A 14,561-nucleotide genomic window follows, 5' to 3' on the forward strand; every position below is an offset into this window, starting at 1 on the left:
CGGCCAAGTCCCGCCTTCGTGGCGGGTCCGGTCGCGGGAGCGCGGCGCGGCTCGGCCTGATGGCCGTGCCCGTCGCGTTCTTCGCGCTCTTCTTCGCCTACCCGGTCACGGCGATCGTCGCGCGCGGGCTGCACATCGACGGCGGCTGGCAGTTCGGGCGGATCACGGACGTCCTCGGGCAGTCCGACATCCGGCACGTGCTGTGGTTCACCACCTGGCAGGCGCTCGCGTCGACGGTGCTCACGCTGCTGATCGCGCTCCCCGGCGCGTATGTCTTCGCGCGCTTCGACTTCCCGGGCAAGCGGGTGCTGCGGGCCGTCGTCACCGTTCCTTTCGTGCTCCCGACGGTCGTCGTCGGTACGGCCTTCCTCGCGCTGATCGGGCGGGGCGGGCTCTTCGACGAGCTGTGGGGCGTACGCCTGGACACCACGGTGTGGGCGATCCTGCTCGCGCACGTCTTCTTCAACTACGCGGTCGTCGTACGGACCGTGGGCGGGCTGTGGTCGCAGCTCGACCCGCGGCAGGAGGAGGCCGCGCGGATGCTCGGCGCCTCCCGCTGGAGGTCGTGGCGGACGGTGACGCTGCCCGCGCTCGCACCGGCGGTGGCCGCGGCCGCGCTCATGGTCTTCCTCTTCACCTTCACCTCCTTCGGCGTCGTGCAGATCCTCGGCGGTCCCGCGTACTCGACGCTCGAAGTGGAGATCTACCGGCAGACCGCGCAGCTCCTCGATCTGCCGACGGCCGCCGTCCTGACCCTCGTGCAGTTCGCCGCGGTCGGGCTGATCCTGGCGATCCACGCATGGACGGTGCGGCGGCGCGAGAGCGCGCTGAAGCTCGTCGACGCCTCGGCGGTGGCGCGCAGGCCGCGCGGCGCCGGGCAGTGGACGCTGCTCGGGTTCGTCATGGCGACGATCGCCCTGCTGATCCTGTTGCCGCTCGGTGTGCTGATCCAGCGCTCCTTCGATGGCCCCGACGGGTTCGGGCTCGCGTATTACAGGGAGCTCACCTCGGCGGACGGCGGTGCCTTCCTGGTGCCGCCGATCGAGGCGATCTGGAACTCACTGCAGTACGCGGTCGTGGCCACGGCCATCGCCGTGCTGATCGGGGGGCTCGCGGCCGCCGCCCTCACCCGGCGCGCGGGCCGACTCGTGCGCGGGTTCGACGCGCTGCTCATGCTGCCGCTCGGCGTCTCCGCGGTGACCGTCGGCTTCGGGTTCCTGATCACACTCGACAAGCCGCCGCTGGATCTGCGGGCCTCCTGGATCCTGGTGCCGCTCGCCCAGGCCCTGGTCGGTGTGCCCTTCGTCGTACGCACCATGCTGCCCGTCCTGCGTGCGGTGGACGGGCGGCTGCGTGAGGCGGCGGCCGTGCTCGGGGCGTCGCCGCTGCGGGCGTGGCGCGAGGTCGACCTGCCGATGGTGTGGCGGGCGCTGCTGATCGCCGCCGGGTTCGCCTTCGCCGTCTCGCTCGGCGAGTTCGGGGCGACGGTCTTCATCGCGCGGCCCGACAACCCGACGCTGCCGGTCGCCGTGGCACGGCTGCTCGGCCGCGCGGGTGACCTCAACTACGGCCAGGCGATGGCCCTCTCGACGATTCTCATGGTGGTGTGCGCGGTGTCCCTGCTGCTCCTGGAACGCGTCCGGACCGACCGCACCACGGGGGAGTTCTGATGACGGACGCCTTGCTGAGCCTGCGGGACGCGACGGTGCGTTTCGGGGCGCGGGCCGTGCTCGACGCCGTCGACCTCGATGTCGCCGAGCACGAAATCGTCTGTGTGCTCGGGCCGAGCGGCAGCGGCAAGTCGACGCTGCTGCGGGCGGTCGCCGGGCTGCAGGGGCTCGATGCCGGTCAGGTCCTCCTGGGCGGGCGCGACCAGCGCGGGGTGCCCGCGCACAAGCGGGGCGTCGGCCTGATGTTCCAGGACCACCAGCTCTTCCCGCAGCGCGACGTGGCGGGCAACGTCGCCTTCGGGCTGCGCATGCACGGCGCCTCGCGCGGCGAACAGGCCGACCGGGTCGCCGAGTTGCTGGACCTCGTCGGCCTCCCCAAGGCGCAGCGGCGCGCGGTCGCCTCGCTCTCCGGGGGCGAGCAGCAGCGCGTGGCGCTGGCGCGGGCGCTCGCGCCGCGGCCCCGGCTCCTGATGCTCGACGAGCCCCTCGGCCAGCTCGACCGCTCGCTGCGGGAGCGCCTCGTCGTCGAGCTCAGGGAACTCTTCGACGAGCTGGGCACGACCGTGCTGGCCGTCACGCACGACCAGGGCGAGGCGTTCGCGCTCGCCGACCGCGTCGTCGTCATGCGGGACGGGCGGATCGCCCAGTCCGGCACCCCGCTGGAGGTGTGGCAGCGCCCGGCCGACGAGTTCGTGGCGCGCTTCCTCGGTTTCGACAACGTCGTGCGGGCGGCCGTGGAGGGCGCGGCCGCCGACACGGTGTGGGGCAAGGTCCCCGTCCCCGACGGCGTCCCGGCCGGGCAGCACAAGATCCTGGTGCGGCCTGCCGGGGTGCGGCTCGTGTCCGCCGAGGACGGGCTGCCGTGCGTGGTCACGGCGCGCACCTTCCGCGGCACCCATGTCGCCGTCCATCTGCAGCCGGTGGAGGGGCCGCGCCTGGAGGCGGCGTGCGCGCTGCGCCGGGCGCCGGAGGTCGGGGAGACGGTGGGCGTCGGGTTCGACGCGGAGGACGTGGTGGTGCTCGGCTGAGTGCGGCGGCTCGAACAGCGAGGTGCTAAACGCGGGTGTCATTCAGCCCGTGTCGATCTAGTGTTCGGCCATGACGACACTCGGCCACGAGCGGTACTGCGACGAAGTCGCCCGGCAGCTCGACCTCTTGCGCACCACACTGACCGGGGCCGACCTCTCGGTCACCGTGCCGACCTGCCCCGACTGGACACTGGCCGAGCTCGTGCGGCACATGGGCGGCGCGGTGCGCTGGAGCGAGCGCCTGGTCGCGACGCGTGCCGAGCAGGACATCCCGGAGGAGGACATCCCGGAGTGCGAGGGCCCCGAGGGCCCCGAGCGCGACGATCCGGCCGCCCTGGACGCCTGGCTGGCCCGCACCGCGGAGCTCGGCGCGACGACGTTCCGCACCGCGGGCGCCGACGCCGCCGTCTGGTCGTGGGCCGACGACCGGAGCGCCGCGTTCTGGGCGCGCCGCATGACGCACGAGCTGGCCGTGCACCGCGCCGACGCGGCCATCGCGGCCGGTATCGCGTACGAGGTCGAGCCCGACGTCGCCGCGGACGCGATCGACGAATGGCTGGACCTCGTCGCGCACGCGCAGCGCACCGACCCCGAGGACAGCGCGTCCGAGCTCAGGGGCGCGGGGCGCAGCATCCACCTGCACGCGACCGACGCGCCCGCGGGCCTCGACGCCGAGTGGCTCATCGAGTTCGGCGACGACGGGTTCACCTGGCGGCGCGGCCACGCGAAGGCGACGGTTGCGCTGCGCGGCCCGCTCACGGAGGTGCTGCTCGCCTTCTACCGTCGGCGGCCGCTGGACAGCGGGTACGTGGAGGTCCTGGGGGAGCGGGAGCTGCTGGACTTCTGGCTGGAGCGGGCCTCGTTCGGCTGACCGAGGTCCGGCTGGTCCAGTGCTCCAGCGGCCGCGTCACCTGGGCGCCGACGGCCTGACCAGCCCCAGTTCGTACGCGAGGATCACCGCTTGCGCCCGGTCGCGCAGCCCCATCTTGGTGAAGAGGCGGTTGATGTGCGTCTTCACGGTGTGGTCGGTGATCGTGAGCCGTTGGGCGATCTCCGCGTTCGACAGGCCCTGCGCGATGAGGACGAGCACCTCGGCCTCGCGGGCGGTGAGCCCGTCGACGTCACCCGCGGGGGCCGGGGGCGCGGCGGCCCGCTGACGGGTGAACTCCGCGACCACGCGCCGGGTGATCTCGGGGGAGAGCAGCGCGTCACCGGCCGCCACGACCCGCACCGCGTGCAGGAGTTCGGGGAACGTGGCGTCCTTGAGCAGGAAGCCGGAGGCCCCGGCCGCCAGCGCCTCGTACACGTACTCGTCGAGTCCGAACGTCGTCAGCATCAGCGCCTTCGTCGCGCCTTCGGACGCGGCGAGGATCTCGCGGGCGGCGTCGATGCCGTTCATGTGCGGCATGCGGATGTCGAGGAGGACCAGGTCGGGGCGGTGCTCGGCGGCGAGGCGGACGGCCTGGACGCCGTCCTCGGCCTCGGCGACCACCTGGATGTCGTCCTGGGTGCCCAGCAGGTTGACGAAGCCGGTGCGGACGACGGCCTGGTCGTCGGCGACGAGGGTCCTGATCACCACGGCAGTTCCGCCTCCACCGCGAAGCCGCCGGTCCGGCCCGCGCCCGCGCTGAGGGTGCCGCCGACGAGGGCGGCGCGTTCGCGCATGCCGGTCAGGCCGTGGCCCGTCGGGGAGCTGCCGGGTCCCGGCGGTTCCGGGGGTCCGGGTCCGTCGTCGGTCACGCGGAGCGTCAACCGGTCCTTGCGGTAGCCGAGTTCGACCGTGGCGCGGGCGCCGGGCGCGTGCTTGCGGGCGTTCGTCAGCGACTCCTGCACGATGCGGTACGCGGACAGCTCCCATGCGGCGGCCAGCGGCACGCGCTGCCCGGTCACGCGCAGCTCCGCGCTGCCGCCCACCGCCCGGTGCTGCGCGAGGAGGTCGTCGAGGCGGTCGAGGGTGGGCTGCGGGGAGGTCGCGGCCGCCGTCCCGTCGCGCTGCGGGGTGCGCAGGACGCCGAGGAGGCGGCGCAGCTCCGCCATCGAGTCGCGGGCCGTCCCTGCGATCTGCTGGAAGCCGTCCCTGGCCTGCGGGGTCAGCCCCGGAGTCGTGTACGTCGCGCTCTCCGCCTGCACCGCGATCATCGACACCGAGTGCGAGACGATGTCGTGCAGTTCGCGGGCGATCGCCGCACGCTCCGCCTCGGCGGCCCGACGCCGCTCCACCGCGATCAACTGGGCCTGCGCGAGCGCGCGTTCGTGCCGCGTCTCCTCGCGGGCGCGCACCGCGTCGCCCATACTGACGGCGCCGAGGATCACCGCGGAGAGCCCGAACGCCTCCGCGAAGAGGCCCAGCGAGCCCGCGTTGCCGAGCGCGGGCACGTCGGGCAGCCGGTCGTCCCGCGCCCAGCTCAGGATGTGCCAGAGATTCGCCGCCACGGCGCCGAGCGCGCCGCCCGTCACGAGCAGTGCCGGGTGCAGGACGCGGTGGCGGGCGAGCACGTAACAGCCGATGAGCCCGCTGACCATCACGGCGATGGACAGCGAGGTGTCGGCGCCGAAGCTCAGCAGTCCCGCGGCCACGGTGACCAGGGCGACCGGCGGGAAGGCGCGGCGCCACATCAGGGAGGCGGTGGAGAACAGGATGGCGGTCGCGTTGGTCAGCGAGCCGGGGAACGCCACGAGTTCGGCGGCCGCCCCCACGGTGAGGGCCGCGCCCGTGAGCCACGGGTAGGCGGGGGCGTCGGTCAGCGCGCGCAGGCGCCGACGCAGGGTCGTCGTGCTCATGCCCCTGATTCTTCCGGGCCGCGCGGTGCGGGTGCGTCGGCGTCAGGGTGGAGGCCGGAGCCCGATGTCATGCCACGGGTTGACCTCCGGGTGCGGAGCCTCGTGCGACGCGCCGCGGGCCAGGGGTTCCTAGCGTCGGAGCATGCCCCGCACTTCTTCCCGCACCCTTGTCGTCACCAATGACTTCCCGCCCCGGCAGGGCGGCATCGAGACCTTCGTGGACACGCTCGTACGACGCTTCCCGCCCGGTGCCGCCGTCGTCTACACCTCGGCCGAGCCGGGCGACGGGACGTACGACCGTACGTTCCCCCATCCCGTCGTACGCGACCGGGCGCGCACCCTCCTGCCGACGCGGCGCACGGGGGACCAGGCCGTCGCCCTCGCCCGGCAGTACGGCTGCGACAGCGTCTGGTTCGGTGCTGCCGCGCCGCTCGGGCTGCTCGCCGGGCGGCTGCGGCGGGAGGCGTCGGTGCGCACGGTGGTCGCCACGACGCACGGGCACGAGGTGTGGTGGGCCCGCACGCCGGGCGCCCGTGCGCTGCTCCGGCGGATCGGGGCGGGTGCCGACCGCGTCACGTACCTGGGGGAGAGCACGCGGGGGCCCGTGCGGCGGGCCATGGATCCCGGGGTGCGGTTCGAGCGGCTGGTGCCCGGTGTCGACGCGCGGGCGTTCAGGCCAGGCCTGGACGGGCGGCCGGTGCGCGAGCGGTACGGGCTCGGCGACGGCAGGCCCGTCGTCCTGTGCGCCGCGCGCCTCGTGCCGCGCAAGGGGCAGGACACCCTGATCGAGGCCCTGCCGATGGTGCGCAGGGCCGTCGCCGACGCCACGCTGCTGTTCGTGGGCACGGGCCCGCATGAGGCGCGGCTGCGCGAACTGGCCGCGGAGGAGGGCGTGGCGGACGACGTGGTCTTCGCGGGCGGCCACCCGCACGACGCGATGCCGCACTTCTACGCCGCCGCCGACGCCTTCGCGATGCCGTGCCGCACGCGCAGGCGCGGCCTGGAGGTGGAGGGGCTCGGCATCGTCTTCCTGGAGGCGGCCGCGGCCGGACTGCCGGTCGTGGCGGGCGACTCCGGGGGCGCGCCGGACGCCGTGCTGGACGGCGAGAGCGGTTACGTGGTCGACGGCCGCTCCCCGGCGGCCGTCGCGGACCGCCTCGTACGGCTCCTGCGGGATCGCGCACTCGCCCGCGGGATGGGGGAGAAGGGGCGGGCGTGGGTGTGCGAGGAGTGGGACTGGGGGCGGTCGTACGAGGTGCTTGCGGGGCTGCTGCAGCGGTGCGGACCGACCCCCTGACCCCGGCGGCTCAGCCCGTGCCGGCCGCCGCCCCGAGCCTGCGCAGCGCGTCCGGCGCCTCCGTCACGTCGTCCACCAGCGCGATCCGCGACTCCATCGACCGGCCGCGGGCCAGCGACTGCAGCAGCGGCCACACCGGCAGGTGCTCGGTCCAGTGGGCGCGGTCGACGAGGACCATCGGGGTGGGCTCGCCACGGGACTCGTAGTAGTTGGGGGTCGCGTTGTCGAAGACCTCCTGGACGGTGCCCGCCGCGCCGGGGAGGAAGACGACGCCCGCGTTCGAGCGGGCCAGGAGGCCGTCCTCGCGGGTGGCGTTGGCGAAGTACTTCGCCAGGTGCGAGGCGAACGCGTTCGGCGGCTCGTGGCCGTAGAACCAGGTGGGGATGCCCACCGAGGCGCCGCCGTCCGGCCACCGCTCGCGGACCGCGAAGGCCGCCTGGGCCCAGTCGGTGACCGACGGCGTGAACGACGGGGACTCGGCCAGGAGTTCGAGGGCCTTGTCCAGCATCGGGTCGTCGAAGGGGGCCGCGTAGGCGCCGAGGTTCGCCGCCTCCATCGCGCCGGGGCCGCCGCCCGTCGCGACCGTGAAGCCCGCGCGGGCCAGCGCGCGGCCGAGCCGGGCCGCTCCCGCGTACGCCTCGGTGCCGCGGGCCATCGCATGGCCGCCCATGACGCCGACCACCCGCGACCCGACGAGGAGTTCGTCGAGGGCGTCGGAGATGGAGTCGTCGTGTATGGCGCGCAGCATCGAGGAGAAGACGTCGCCGTCGGCCTTGGTGCGCTGGAACCAGTCGTACGCGTGGGCGTCCGGCGTCGCCTCGTACCCGCCGTCGGCGAGGCCGGTGAACAGGTCGTCGGGGGTGTACAGCAGGCCGCGGTACGGGTTGAACGGCAGTCCGGGGACGGGCGGGAAGACCAGCGCGCCGCCCGCCCGCACCTTCGCCGCCGCGTCCTCCCGCATGGGGCAGCCGAGGAAGACGGCGCCCGCCACGTCGGCCGCGAGGAGGGCGGAGGTGCGCTCCGTCAGGTCGACGGCCTGGACGCGGCACCCCGCGAGGGCGCCGCGGCCGGTCACCTCGTCGAACTCGGAGAGGGTCTCGATCTCACGGTCCTCGCCGGGGAGTTGCGGGGTGGACGCGCGTTCGGGAGTCGGCTGCATCCGCCCATGCTAAGCAGGCCGGATGCCGGGGGCTCGGTCAGCCCTGGACCTCGGACGGGTCCATCCACATGATCTCCCAGGTGTGGCCGTCCAGGTCGTCGAAGCCGCGGCCGTACATCGTTCCGTAGTCCTGGACCTTGCCCGCGGTGCCGCCCGCGGCGATCGCTCTGTCGACGAGCTCGTCGACCTTGTCGCGGCTCTCGGCGCTCAGACAGATCAGCGCCTCGCTGGTCTTGGTGGAGTCCGCGATCTCCTTCTGCGTGAAGTTCGCGTAGTGCTCCTTGCTCAGCATCATGGCGACGATGGTCTCGCTGATCGTCACGCACGCGCATTCGTCGGTCGAGAACTGCGGGTTGATCGTGTAGCCGAGCTCCGTGAAGAACTTCTTCGACGCGGCGACGTCGGACACGGCCAGGTTCACGAAGATCATCTGCTGGTACATGAGTGTCTCTCCCGGTGTGTGTGCGCTGTCAGCGCGTGTGCTTACGGAGGGATAGACATCCGTTCGACTCGGAACTCATCGCTCGTGGCGGACTTTCTTCGGATCTTCCTTCGGATCTTCCTTTTCGCAGTGCTGCCGATGCGCTGTCACGGGGTCAGCGGCACTGCCGCCAGCTGAGCGACGACCCAGGTCAGCGGCCCGAACACGGCGACGAGCGCGCCCGCGCGGAGGGCCGCCGAACCGCGCAGCATCGTCGCGGGCGCCCCGAGCCGCAGCAGCGCGGACGTCGTGTCCGAGCGGGACTGCCGGGCCTCTACGGAGGCCGTGGCCAGGGTCAGCACGGCGCAGCCCGCGACGAGCAGCGCGCCGAGCGTGGTGAGCGGACCGGCCTCGGGGCGCGGACCCGCGTACAGCACGATCGAGGCGTACGCCCCCGACGCCACCGCGCACAGCACGCCGAGCGGACGTCCGATGCGCCGTGCCTCTTCCTGGAGGACACGCCCCGCAAGCAGGCGCACGGCGCCGGGCCGCACCGCCTGGACGACCCGTCCGCAGAGGTACGTGAGTCCGGGGCCCGCGAGGACCAGGCCGAGCGCGGTCAGCGCCCAGCCCGCGAGCACGCCCGCCGGGCTGCCGTCGGCGCTGCCCGGCATGGGGAAGCCGGAGCGCGGACCGCTGCCGGAGCGGCTCGCGTACGTCTCCACGGCGAGGCCCGCCGCGAGCAGCGCGACGCCCCAGGGCAGGCCGCTCGGCGGCGTGGCGGGGGCGCCGGGCTCCGACCCGCCCGTGGACTCGGGGGCGGACTCCGTGCCGGTCGCGGTGCCTTTCTCGGCATTGGCCCTGGTGGCTTTCGAGGCGCCCGGTCGCCGTGGCCGCGGCGGTCGCAGCACGAACGCGCTTGCCGCCGACGCGGCGAGCGGGACCAGGGCGAGCAGGGTGAGTGCGGCGGCGACCGGCAGCGGACGGCGGGCGGCCAGCAGATCGGCCGCCGCCCCGTCGAAGGGGAGCCCCGAGACGTCGCCGCGCAGATGCAGGAAGAAGAGCAGCGCCAGCATGGAGCCGAGGGTGCAGGCCACGGCCGTGGAGATCGCGGCGAGCACCATCAGCCGGACGGGGCCGAGGCCCACCGCGGAGAGGCCGCTGCGGGGCCGGGTGCCGGGGTCGGTACGGGCGACGGCGACGGCGAAGTACACGGTGGCGGCGATCGGCGCGAGACACCACGCGAGCCGCAGCGCGGCCCCCGCTCCGGGGTGCTCCATCGCGTACGCCAGGGTGCAGAGCAGCAGGAAGCCGGTGCCGGCGGACGCGGCGGCGACGAGGAGCCGCCGCAGCTGGACGAGCGGGTGCGCGCCCCGGGCTAGACGGAGAGCGAGCACGCGGCCCGGCCTTCCGTCTGGGCGGAGGCGGTGGCCGTGGTGGCCGTGGTGCCGGTGGTGTTCGTGGCGCCTGCGGTACCTGTGGTGGCTGCGGCGCTCGTCGTGCTCGTGGTGCCCGGCGTACCGGAAGCGCCTGCAGTTGCTGGTGCTGTCACTGTTGCTGTCGCCGTCGATTTCGCTGGCCGGGGAGCGGTCGCCCGAGCCGCGCCGCCGGACGCGTCGGCGCCCCCCGCCGCCCCCGGCAAATGCACCGTGTTCACGCGGCGGCCGTCCAGGAGGGTGACCGTGCGGTCGGCGAGCGTGGCGACTTCCGGGTCGTGTGTGGCGAGGACGACCGTGATGCCGTGGGAGCGGGCCGCCGTCGTCAGCGTGCGGAGCGCGAGCGTGTGGTCGGCGCGGTGCAGGGGGGCGGTGGGCTCGTCGGCGAAGAGCACGGACGGCGTGGTGACCAGCGCGCGGGCGATGGCGACGCGCTGCCGCTCGGACTGGAGGAGCGCGTGCGGGCGCTTACGGGCGCAGCCGCCGATGTCGAGGCGGTCAAGCCACTCCTGGGCGGCGGGCTTGGAGACCCGGTGCGAGGCGCCGCGCAGCATCATCGGCAGGGCGACGTTCTCCCAGGCGGTGAGCTCGGGGACGAGGTGCGGTTCGGGGTCGATCCAGCCGAAGCGGTCGCGGCGCAGCCGTTCGCGTACGAGCGGGCCCATCGTGTGGACGGGGGTGCTGTTGAACCACACCTCGCCCTGCTCGGGGAGCAGCTGGCCGGAGAGGCACTGCAGGAGGGTCGTCTTGCCGCTGCCACGGGGGCCGTTGACGGCGAGGATCTCGCCCTCGCGGACACCGAGCGAGACGCCGGTGAGGGCGGGGGAGCCGTTGTGCGTGACATGCAGGGCGCGTGCCCACAGCACGTCGTTGTCCGGCGGGGCCACCATGGCGTACACCTCGGTTCAGATCAGCTCGAATCCCCCGTACGGGGGAACGAAGGCGGGGCCGATCGGTCACTGGGCACGGTAGGGATTCAGGCGGACTTGCCCGGAAACGACGCGGCCCGGGGGCGCTCGTTCTCACTCGAACGGCGGCCCCCGGGCCGGTGTTGATCACACCTTTGATCAAAAACTGCTACGAACCGATCAGAGCTTCGTCCACGCCTCCGTGAGGACCTGTCGCAGGATGCCCTCGATCTCGTCGAAGGTCTCCTGGTTCGAGATCAGCGGCGGGGCGAGCTGGACGACCGGGTCGCCGCGGTCGTCGGCACGGCAGTACAGGCCGTTCTCGAAGAGCGCCTTGGAGAGGAAGCCGTACAGGACGCGCTCGGTCTCCTCGTCGTTGAACGTCTCCTTGGTGGCCTTGTCCTTCACGAGCTCGATGCCGTAGAAGAAGCCGTTGCCGCGGACGTCGCCGACGATCGGCAGGTCGTGCAGCTTGCGGAGGGTCTGGTAGAACGCGTCCTCGTTGTCGAGGACGTGCTGGTTGAGACCCTCCTTCTCGAAGATGTCGAGGTTGGCGATGCCGACCGCGGCCGAGACGGGGTGGCCGCCGAAGGTGTAGCCGTGCAGGAAGGTGTTCTCGCCCTTGTAGAACGGCTCGGCGATGCGGTCCGAGATGATGCACGCGCCGATCGGGGAGTAGCCCGAGGTCATGCCCTTGGCGCAGGTGATCATGTCCGGGACGTAGCCGAACTTGTCACAGGCGAACATCGTGCCGAGGCGGCCGAAGGCGCAGATGACCTCGTCGGAGACGAGCAGCACGTCGTACTTGTCGCAGATCTCGCGCACGCGCTGGAAGTAGCCGGGCGGGGGCGGGAAGCAGCCGCCCGCGTTCTGCACCGGCTCCAGGAAGACGGCCGCGACCGTCTCCGGGCCCTCGAAGAGGATCTCCTGCTCGATCTGGTCGGCGGCCCAGCGGCCGAAGGCCTCGGGGTCGTCGCCGTGGATCGGAGCGCGGTAGATGTTGGTGTTCGGCACCTTGTGCGCGCCGGGGACCAGCGGCTCGAAGGGGGCCTTGAGGGCGGGCAGACCGGTGATGGACAGGGCGCCCTGCGGGGTGCCGTGGTAGGCGACCGCGCGCGAGATGACCTTGTACTTCGTGTGGTTGCCGGTGAGCTTGTGGTACTGCTTCGCCAGCTTCCACGCGGTCTCGACGGCCTCGCCGCCACCGGTGGTGAAGAAGACCTTGTTGAGGTCGCCCGGCGCGTAGTCGGCCAAACGTTCCGCCAGCTCGACGGCCTTCGGGTGGGCGTAGGACCACACCGGGAAGAAGGCCAGCTCCTGCGCCTGCTTGTAGGCGGTCTCCGCGAGCTCGTGACGGCCGTGGCCCGCGTTGACGACGAAGAGGCCGGACAGGCCGTCCAGGTACTTCTTGCCCTTGTCGTCGTAGATGTAGGTGCCCTCGCCACGCACGATGGTGGGCACGGGTGCGTTCTCGTAGTCCGACATGCGGGTGAAGTGCATCCACAGGTGGTCGTACGCGGTCTGGCTGAGGTCCTTGCTCACGGCTATCGGGTTCCCCACATATAGGTCTGCTTCTTGAGCTTGAGGTAGACGAAGCTCTCGGTGGAGCGCACGCCGGGGAGGGCGCGGATGCGCTTGTTGATGACTTCGAGCAGGTGGTCGTCGTCTTCGCAGACGATCTCCACGAGGAGGTCGTGCGAGCCCGCGGTCATCACCACGTACTCGGCCTCCGGCATGGCGGCCACGGCGTCCGCGACCGGGTCCACATCGCCCTCGACGTCGATGCCGACCATCGCCTGCCTGCGGAAGCCCACGGTGAGCGGGTCCGTGACGGCGACGATCTGCATCACGCCCTGGTCGAGCAGCTTCTGGACGCGCTGGCGCACGGCCGCTTCGGACAGGCCGACGGCCTTGCCGATGGCGGCGTACGGACGGCGTCCGTCCTCCTGGAGCTGTTCGATGATCGCCAGAGATACGGCGTCCACGGGAGGGGTGCCGTTCCCACTGCCGCTTCCGCCAGGGGTTCCGGTGCGGGAGCTGCGAGGGGTGCTGGGGTCTGCGCTGCGACTGGCCACGGCCTCACTGTGCACGACGTCTCGTCACTTCCGCAAGGCTCAATCGATGAAATTCGTTGTCTGGGACTTCAATCCTCACGGATTCCGCAGTTCTGGGCGGCTGGGTATGTTGAAAGCGTCGGTGTAGCGACTAGGGTGGGTGTCTCATCCATTGGACATCTGACTTGGAGGGCCGCGGAAGTGACCACCGAGCTGCGCCGTCTGCGCAACTACATCAACGGAGAATTCCGGGACGCGGCCGACGGACGGACCACCGAGGTCATCAACCCGGCGACCGGCGAGGCGTACGCGACCGCGCCGCTGTCGGCCCAGGCCGACGTGGACGCCGCCATGAAGGCCGCCGCCGACGCGTTCCCCGCCTGGCGCGACCTGACGCCCGCCGAGCGGCAGAAGGCCCTGCTCAAGATCGCGGACGCGTTCGAGGAGCGGGCCGAGGACCTGATCGCCGCCGAGGTCGAGAACACCGGCAAGCCGACCGGGCTCACCCGGTCCGAAGAGATCCCGCCCATGGTCGACCAGATCCGCTTCTTCGCGGGCGCGGCCCGGATGCTCGAAGGCCGCGCCGCGGGCGAGTACATGGAGGGTCTGACCTCCATCATCCGCCGCGAGCCGATCGGCGTCTGCGCGCAGGTCGCGCCGTGGAACTACCCGATGATGATGGCCGTCTGGAAGTTCGCCCCGGCGCTCGCGGCCGGTAACACGGTCGTCCTCAAGCCCTCGGACACGACCCCCGCGTCGACCGTCCTGATGGCCGAGATCATCGGCTCCATCGTGCCGCCCGGTGTCTTCAACGTGGTCACGGGCGACCGCGACACCGGCCGCTCCATGGTCGAGCACCCCACCCCGGCGATGGCCTCCATCACCGGCTCGGTGCGCGCGGGCATGCAGGTCGCCGAGTCCGCCTCCAAGGACCTCAAGCGCGTCCACCTGGAGCTCGGTGGCAAGGCGCCGGTCGTGGTCTTCGAGGACACCGACATCGCCAAGGCCGTCGAGGACATCTCGACCGCGGGCTTCTTCAACGCGGGCCAGGACTGTACGGCCGCCACGCGCGTGCTCGTCCACGAGTCCATCCACGACGACTTCGTGACCGCGCTCGCCAAGGCGGCCGCCGACACGAAGACCGGCCAGCCGGACGACGAGGACGTGCTCTACGGCCCGCTCAACAACGCCAACCAGCTGACGCAGGTCTCCGGCTTCATCGACCGGCTGCCCGCGCACGCCAAGGTCGAGGCGGGCGGCCAGCGGGTCGGCGAGAAGGGCTACTTCTACGCCCCGACCGTCGTCTCGGGCCTCAAGCAGGACGACGAGATCATCCAGAACGAGGTCTTCGGCCCGGTCATCACCGTCCAGTCGTTCACGGACGAGGCGCAGGCCGTCGAGTACGCGAACGGCGTCGAGTACGCCCTCGCCTCCTCCGTCTGGACGAAGGACCACGCGCGCGCGATGCGCATGTCCAAGGTCCTCGACTTCGGCTGCGTCTGGATCAACACGCACATCCCGCTGGTGGCGGAGATGCCGCACGGCGGCTTCAAGAAGTCCGGCTACGGCAAGGACCTCTCGGCGTACGGCTTCGACGACTACACGCGCATCAAGCACGTGATGACGTCCATCGAGGGCTAGTACGGCCTTGGCCCCGGCTGGGGGCCAGTACACCCTTGGCCTGGGCTAATTGGGATGCCCGGCCCCGCCGCCCCCGCGTACCGTTGCGTACGCGGGGGCGGCTCCGTGGTGTGCTTCCTTCTTTCCTTCTCTGCAAAAGATCCGTAGCGCACCCACTCCCCGCCCC

Annotated in this window: 12 protein-coding genes and 1 pseudogene; 5 read left to right on the forward strand and 8 right to left on the reverse strand. The window is 72.3% G+C overall.

All coding sequences use genetic code 11. The annotated features are described in order from the left end of the window. The first annotated feature begins 59 nt into the window (after positions 1 to 59). The 3 genes from ABZV77_RS18110 (at position 60) to ABZV77_RS18120 (ending at position 3,569) form a co-directional block, all read left to right on the forward strand. Positions 60 to 1,670 (forward strand): iron ABC transporter permease, encoded by a 1,611-nt coding sequence (locus tag ABZV77_RS18110; protein ID WP_356257664.1) that lies wholly within the window; start codon positions 60 to 62, stop codon positions 1,668 to 1,670. After that, positions 1,670 to 2,698, forward strand: coding sequence for an ABC transporter ATP-binding protein (locus tag ABZV77_RS18115; protein WP_356257290.1), 1,029 nt, complete (start codon positions 1,670 to 1,672; stop codon positions 2,696 to 2,698). The genes ABZV77_RS18110 and ABZV77_RS18115 overlap by 1 nt, the downstream gene beginning before the upstream one ends. Positions 2,699 to 2,768: 70 nt before the next feature. Then, the gene (locus tag ABZV77_RS18120; protein ID WP_356257293.1) at positions 2,769 to 3,569 is read left to right on the forward strand and encodes a maleylpyruvate isomerase family mycothiol-dependent enzyme; all 801 of its coding nucleotides are present in this window, start codon (positions 2,769 to 2,771) and stop codon (positions 3,567 to 3,569) included. 36 nt (positions 3,570 to 3,605) lie between these two features. Here ABZV77_RS18120 and ABZV77_RS18125 read toward each other — a convergent pair whose 3' ends face one another. After that, positions 3,606 to 4,277, reverse strand: a complete 672-nt coding sequence (locus ABZV77_RS18125) for a response regulator transcription factor (RefSeq protein ID WP_356257296.1) — start codon at positions 4,275 to 4,277, stop codon at positions 3,606 to 3,608. Beyond that, positions 4,271 to 5,479 carry a histidine kinase gene (locus ABZV77_RS18130; RefSeq protein ID WP_356257299.1) on the reverse strand — a complete coding sequence of 403 codons (1,209 nt, stop codon included), beginning with the start codon at positions 5,477 to 5,479 and terminating at the stop codon, positions 4,271 to 4,273. Before ABZV77_RS18130 ends, ABZV77_RS18125 begins: the two co-directional genes overlap by 7 nt. Positions 5,480 to 5,621: 142 nt before the next feature. On the opposite strand from ABZV77_RS18130, the gene ABZV77_RS18135 reads away from it, so the two are divergent. Next, positions 5,622 to 6,776: a glycosyltransferase family 4 protein gene (locus tag ABZV77_RS18135; RefSeq protein WP_356257302.1), complete on the forward strand. Its 1,155-nt coding sequence runs from the start codon at positions 5,622 to 5,624 to the stop codon at positions 6,774 to 6,776. Positions 6,777 to 6,786: 10 nt separating this feature from the next. On the opposite strand, the gene ABZV77_RS18140 is transcribed toward ABZV77_RS18135, so the two are convergent. From ABZV77_RS18140 to ABZV77_RS18165, 6 genes and pseudogenes are all read right to left on the reverse strand, one after another. Beyond that, positions 6,787 to 7,935, reverse strand: a complete 1,149-nt coding sequence (locus ABZV77_RS18140; protein ID WP_356257305.1) for a Rossmann fold nucleotide-binding protein — start codon at positions 7,933 to 7,935, stop codon at positions 6,787 to 6,789. A 37-nt stretch (positions 7,936 to 7,972) separates the two neighbouring features. Next, positions 7,973 to 8,377 carry a VOC family protein gene (locus ABZV77_RS18145; RefSeq protein WP_356257308.1) on the reverse strand — a complete coding sequence of 135 codons (405 nt, stop codon included), beginning with the start codon at positions 8,375 to 8,377 and terminating at the stop codon, positions 7,973 to 7,975. Between the two features lie 146 nt (positions 8,378 to 8,523). Continuing rightward, positions 8,524 to 9,753, reverse strand: a complete 1,230-nt coding sequence (locus ABZV77_RS18150; RefSeq protein WP_356257311.1) for a hypothetical protein — start codon at positions 9,751 to 9,753, stop codon at positions 8,524 to 8,526. Positions 9,754 to 9,992: 239 nt separating this feature from the next. After that, a pseudogene (locus ABZV77_RS18155) lies at positions 9,993 to 10,682 on the reverse strand (ATP-binding cassette domain-containing protein); the annotation flags it as partial. A 198-nt stretch (positions 10,683 to 10,880) separates the two neighbouring features. Further along, complete coding sequence (locus tag ABZV77_RS18160; protein ID WP_356257314.1) at positions 10,881 to 12,260, reverse strand: aspartate aminotransferase family protein; 1,380 nt, start codon at positions 12,258 to 12,260, stop codon at positions 10,881 to 10,883. After that, positions 12,245 to 12,790, reverse strand: coding sequence for an Lrp/AsnC family transcriptional regulator (locus tag ABZV77_RS18165; protein WP_356257317.1), 546 nt, complete (start codon positions 12,788 to 12,790; stop codon positions 12,245 to 12,247). The genes ABZV77_RS18160 and ABZV77_RS18165 overlap by 16 nt, the downstream gene beginning before the upstream one ends. Positions 12,791 to 12,955: 165 nt before the next feature. On the opposite strand from ABZV77_RS18165, the gene ABZV77_RS18170 reads away from it, so the two are divergent. Further along, positions 12,956 to 14,395, forward strand: a complete 1,440-nt coding sequence (locus ABZV77_RS18170) for a gamma-aminobutyraldehyde dehydrogenase (RefSeq protein ID WP_356257319.1) — start codon at positions 12,956 to 12,958, stop codon at positions 14,393 to 14,395. The last annotated feature ends 166 nt before the right edge of the window (positions 14,396 to 14,561 follow it).

This window comes from Streptomyces sp. NPDC004732 (assembly GCF_040609235.1).
In the GTDB taxonomy this organism is placed as follows: Bacteria; Actinomycetota; Actinomycetes; order Streptomycetales; family Streptomycetaceae; genus Streptomyces.

Bases quoted from the DNA above. Each gene is read 5' to 3' on its own strand.
- ABZV77_RS18145 (WP_356257308.1), bottom strand. From the start codon at position 8,377: ATGTACCAGCAGATGATCTTCGTGAACCTGGCCGTGTCCGACGTCGCC.
- ABZV77_RS18130 (WP_356257299.1), bottom strand. From the start codon at position 5,479: ATGAGCACGACGACCCTGCGTCGGCGCCTGCGCGCGCTGACCGACGCC.
- ABZV77_RS18135 (WP_356257302.1), top strand. From the start codon at position 5,622: ATGCCCCGCACTTCTTCCCGCACCCTTGTCGTCACCAATGACTTCCCG.
- ABZV77_RS18140 (WP_356257305.1), bottom strand. From the start codon at position 7,935: ATGCAGCCGACTCCCGAACGCGCGTCCACCCCGCAACTCCCCGGCGAG.
- ABZV77_RS18115 (WP_356257290.1), top strand. From the start codon at position 1,670: ATGACGGACGCCTTGCTGAGCCTGCGGGACGCGACGGTGCGTTTCGGG.
- ABZV77_RS18120 (WP_356257293.1), top strand. From the start codon at position 2,769: ATGACGACACTCGGCCACGAGCGGTACTGCGACGAAGTCGCCCGGCAG.
- ABZV77_RS18110 (WP_356257664.1), top strand. From the start codon at position 60: ATGGCCGTGCCCGTCGCGTTCTTCGCGCTCTTCTTCGCCTACCCGGTC.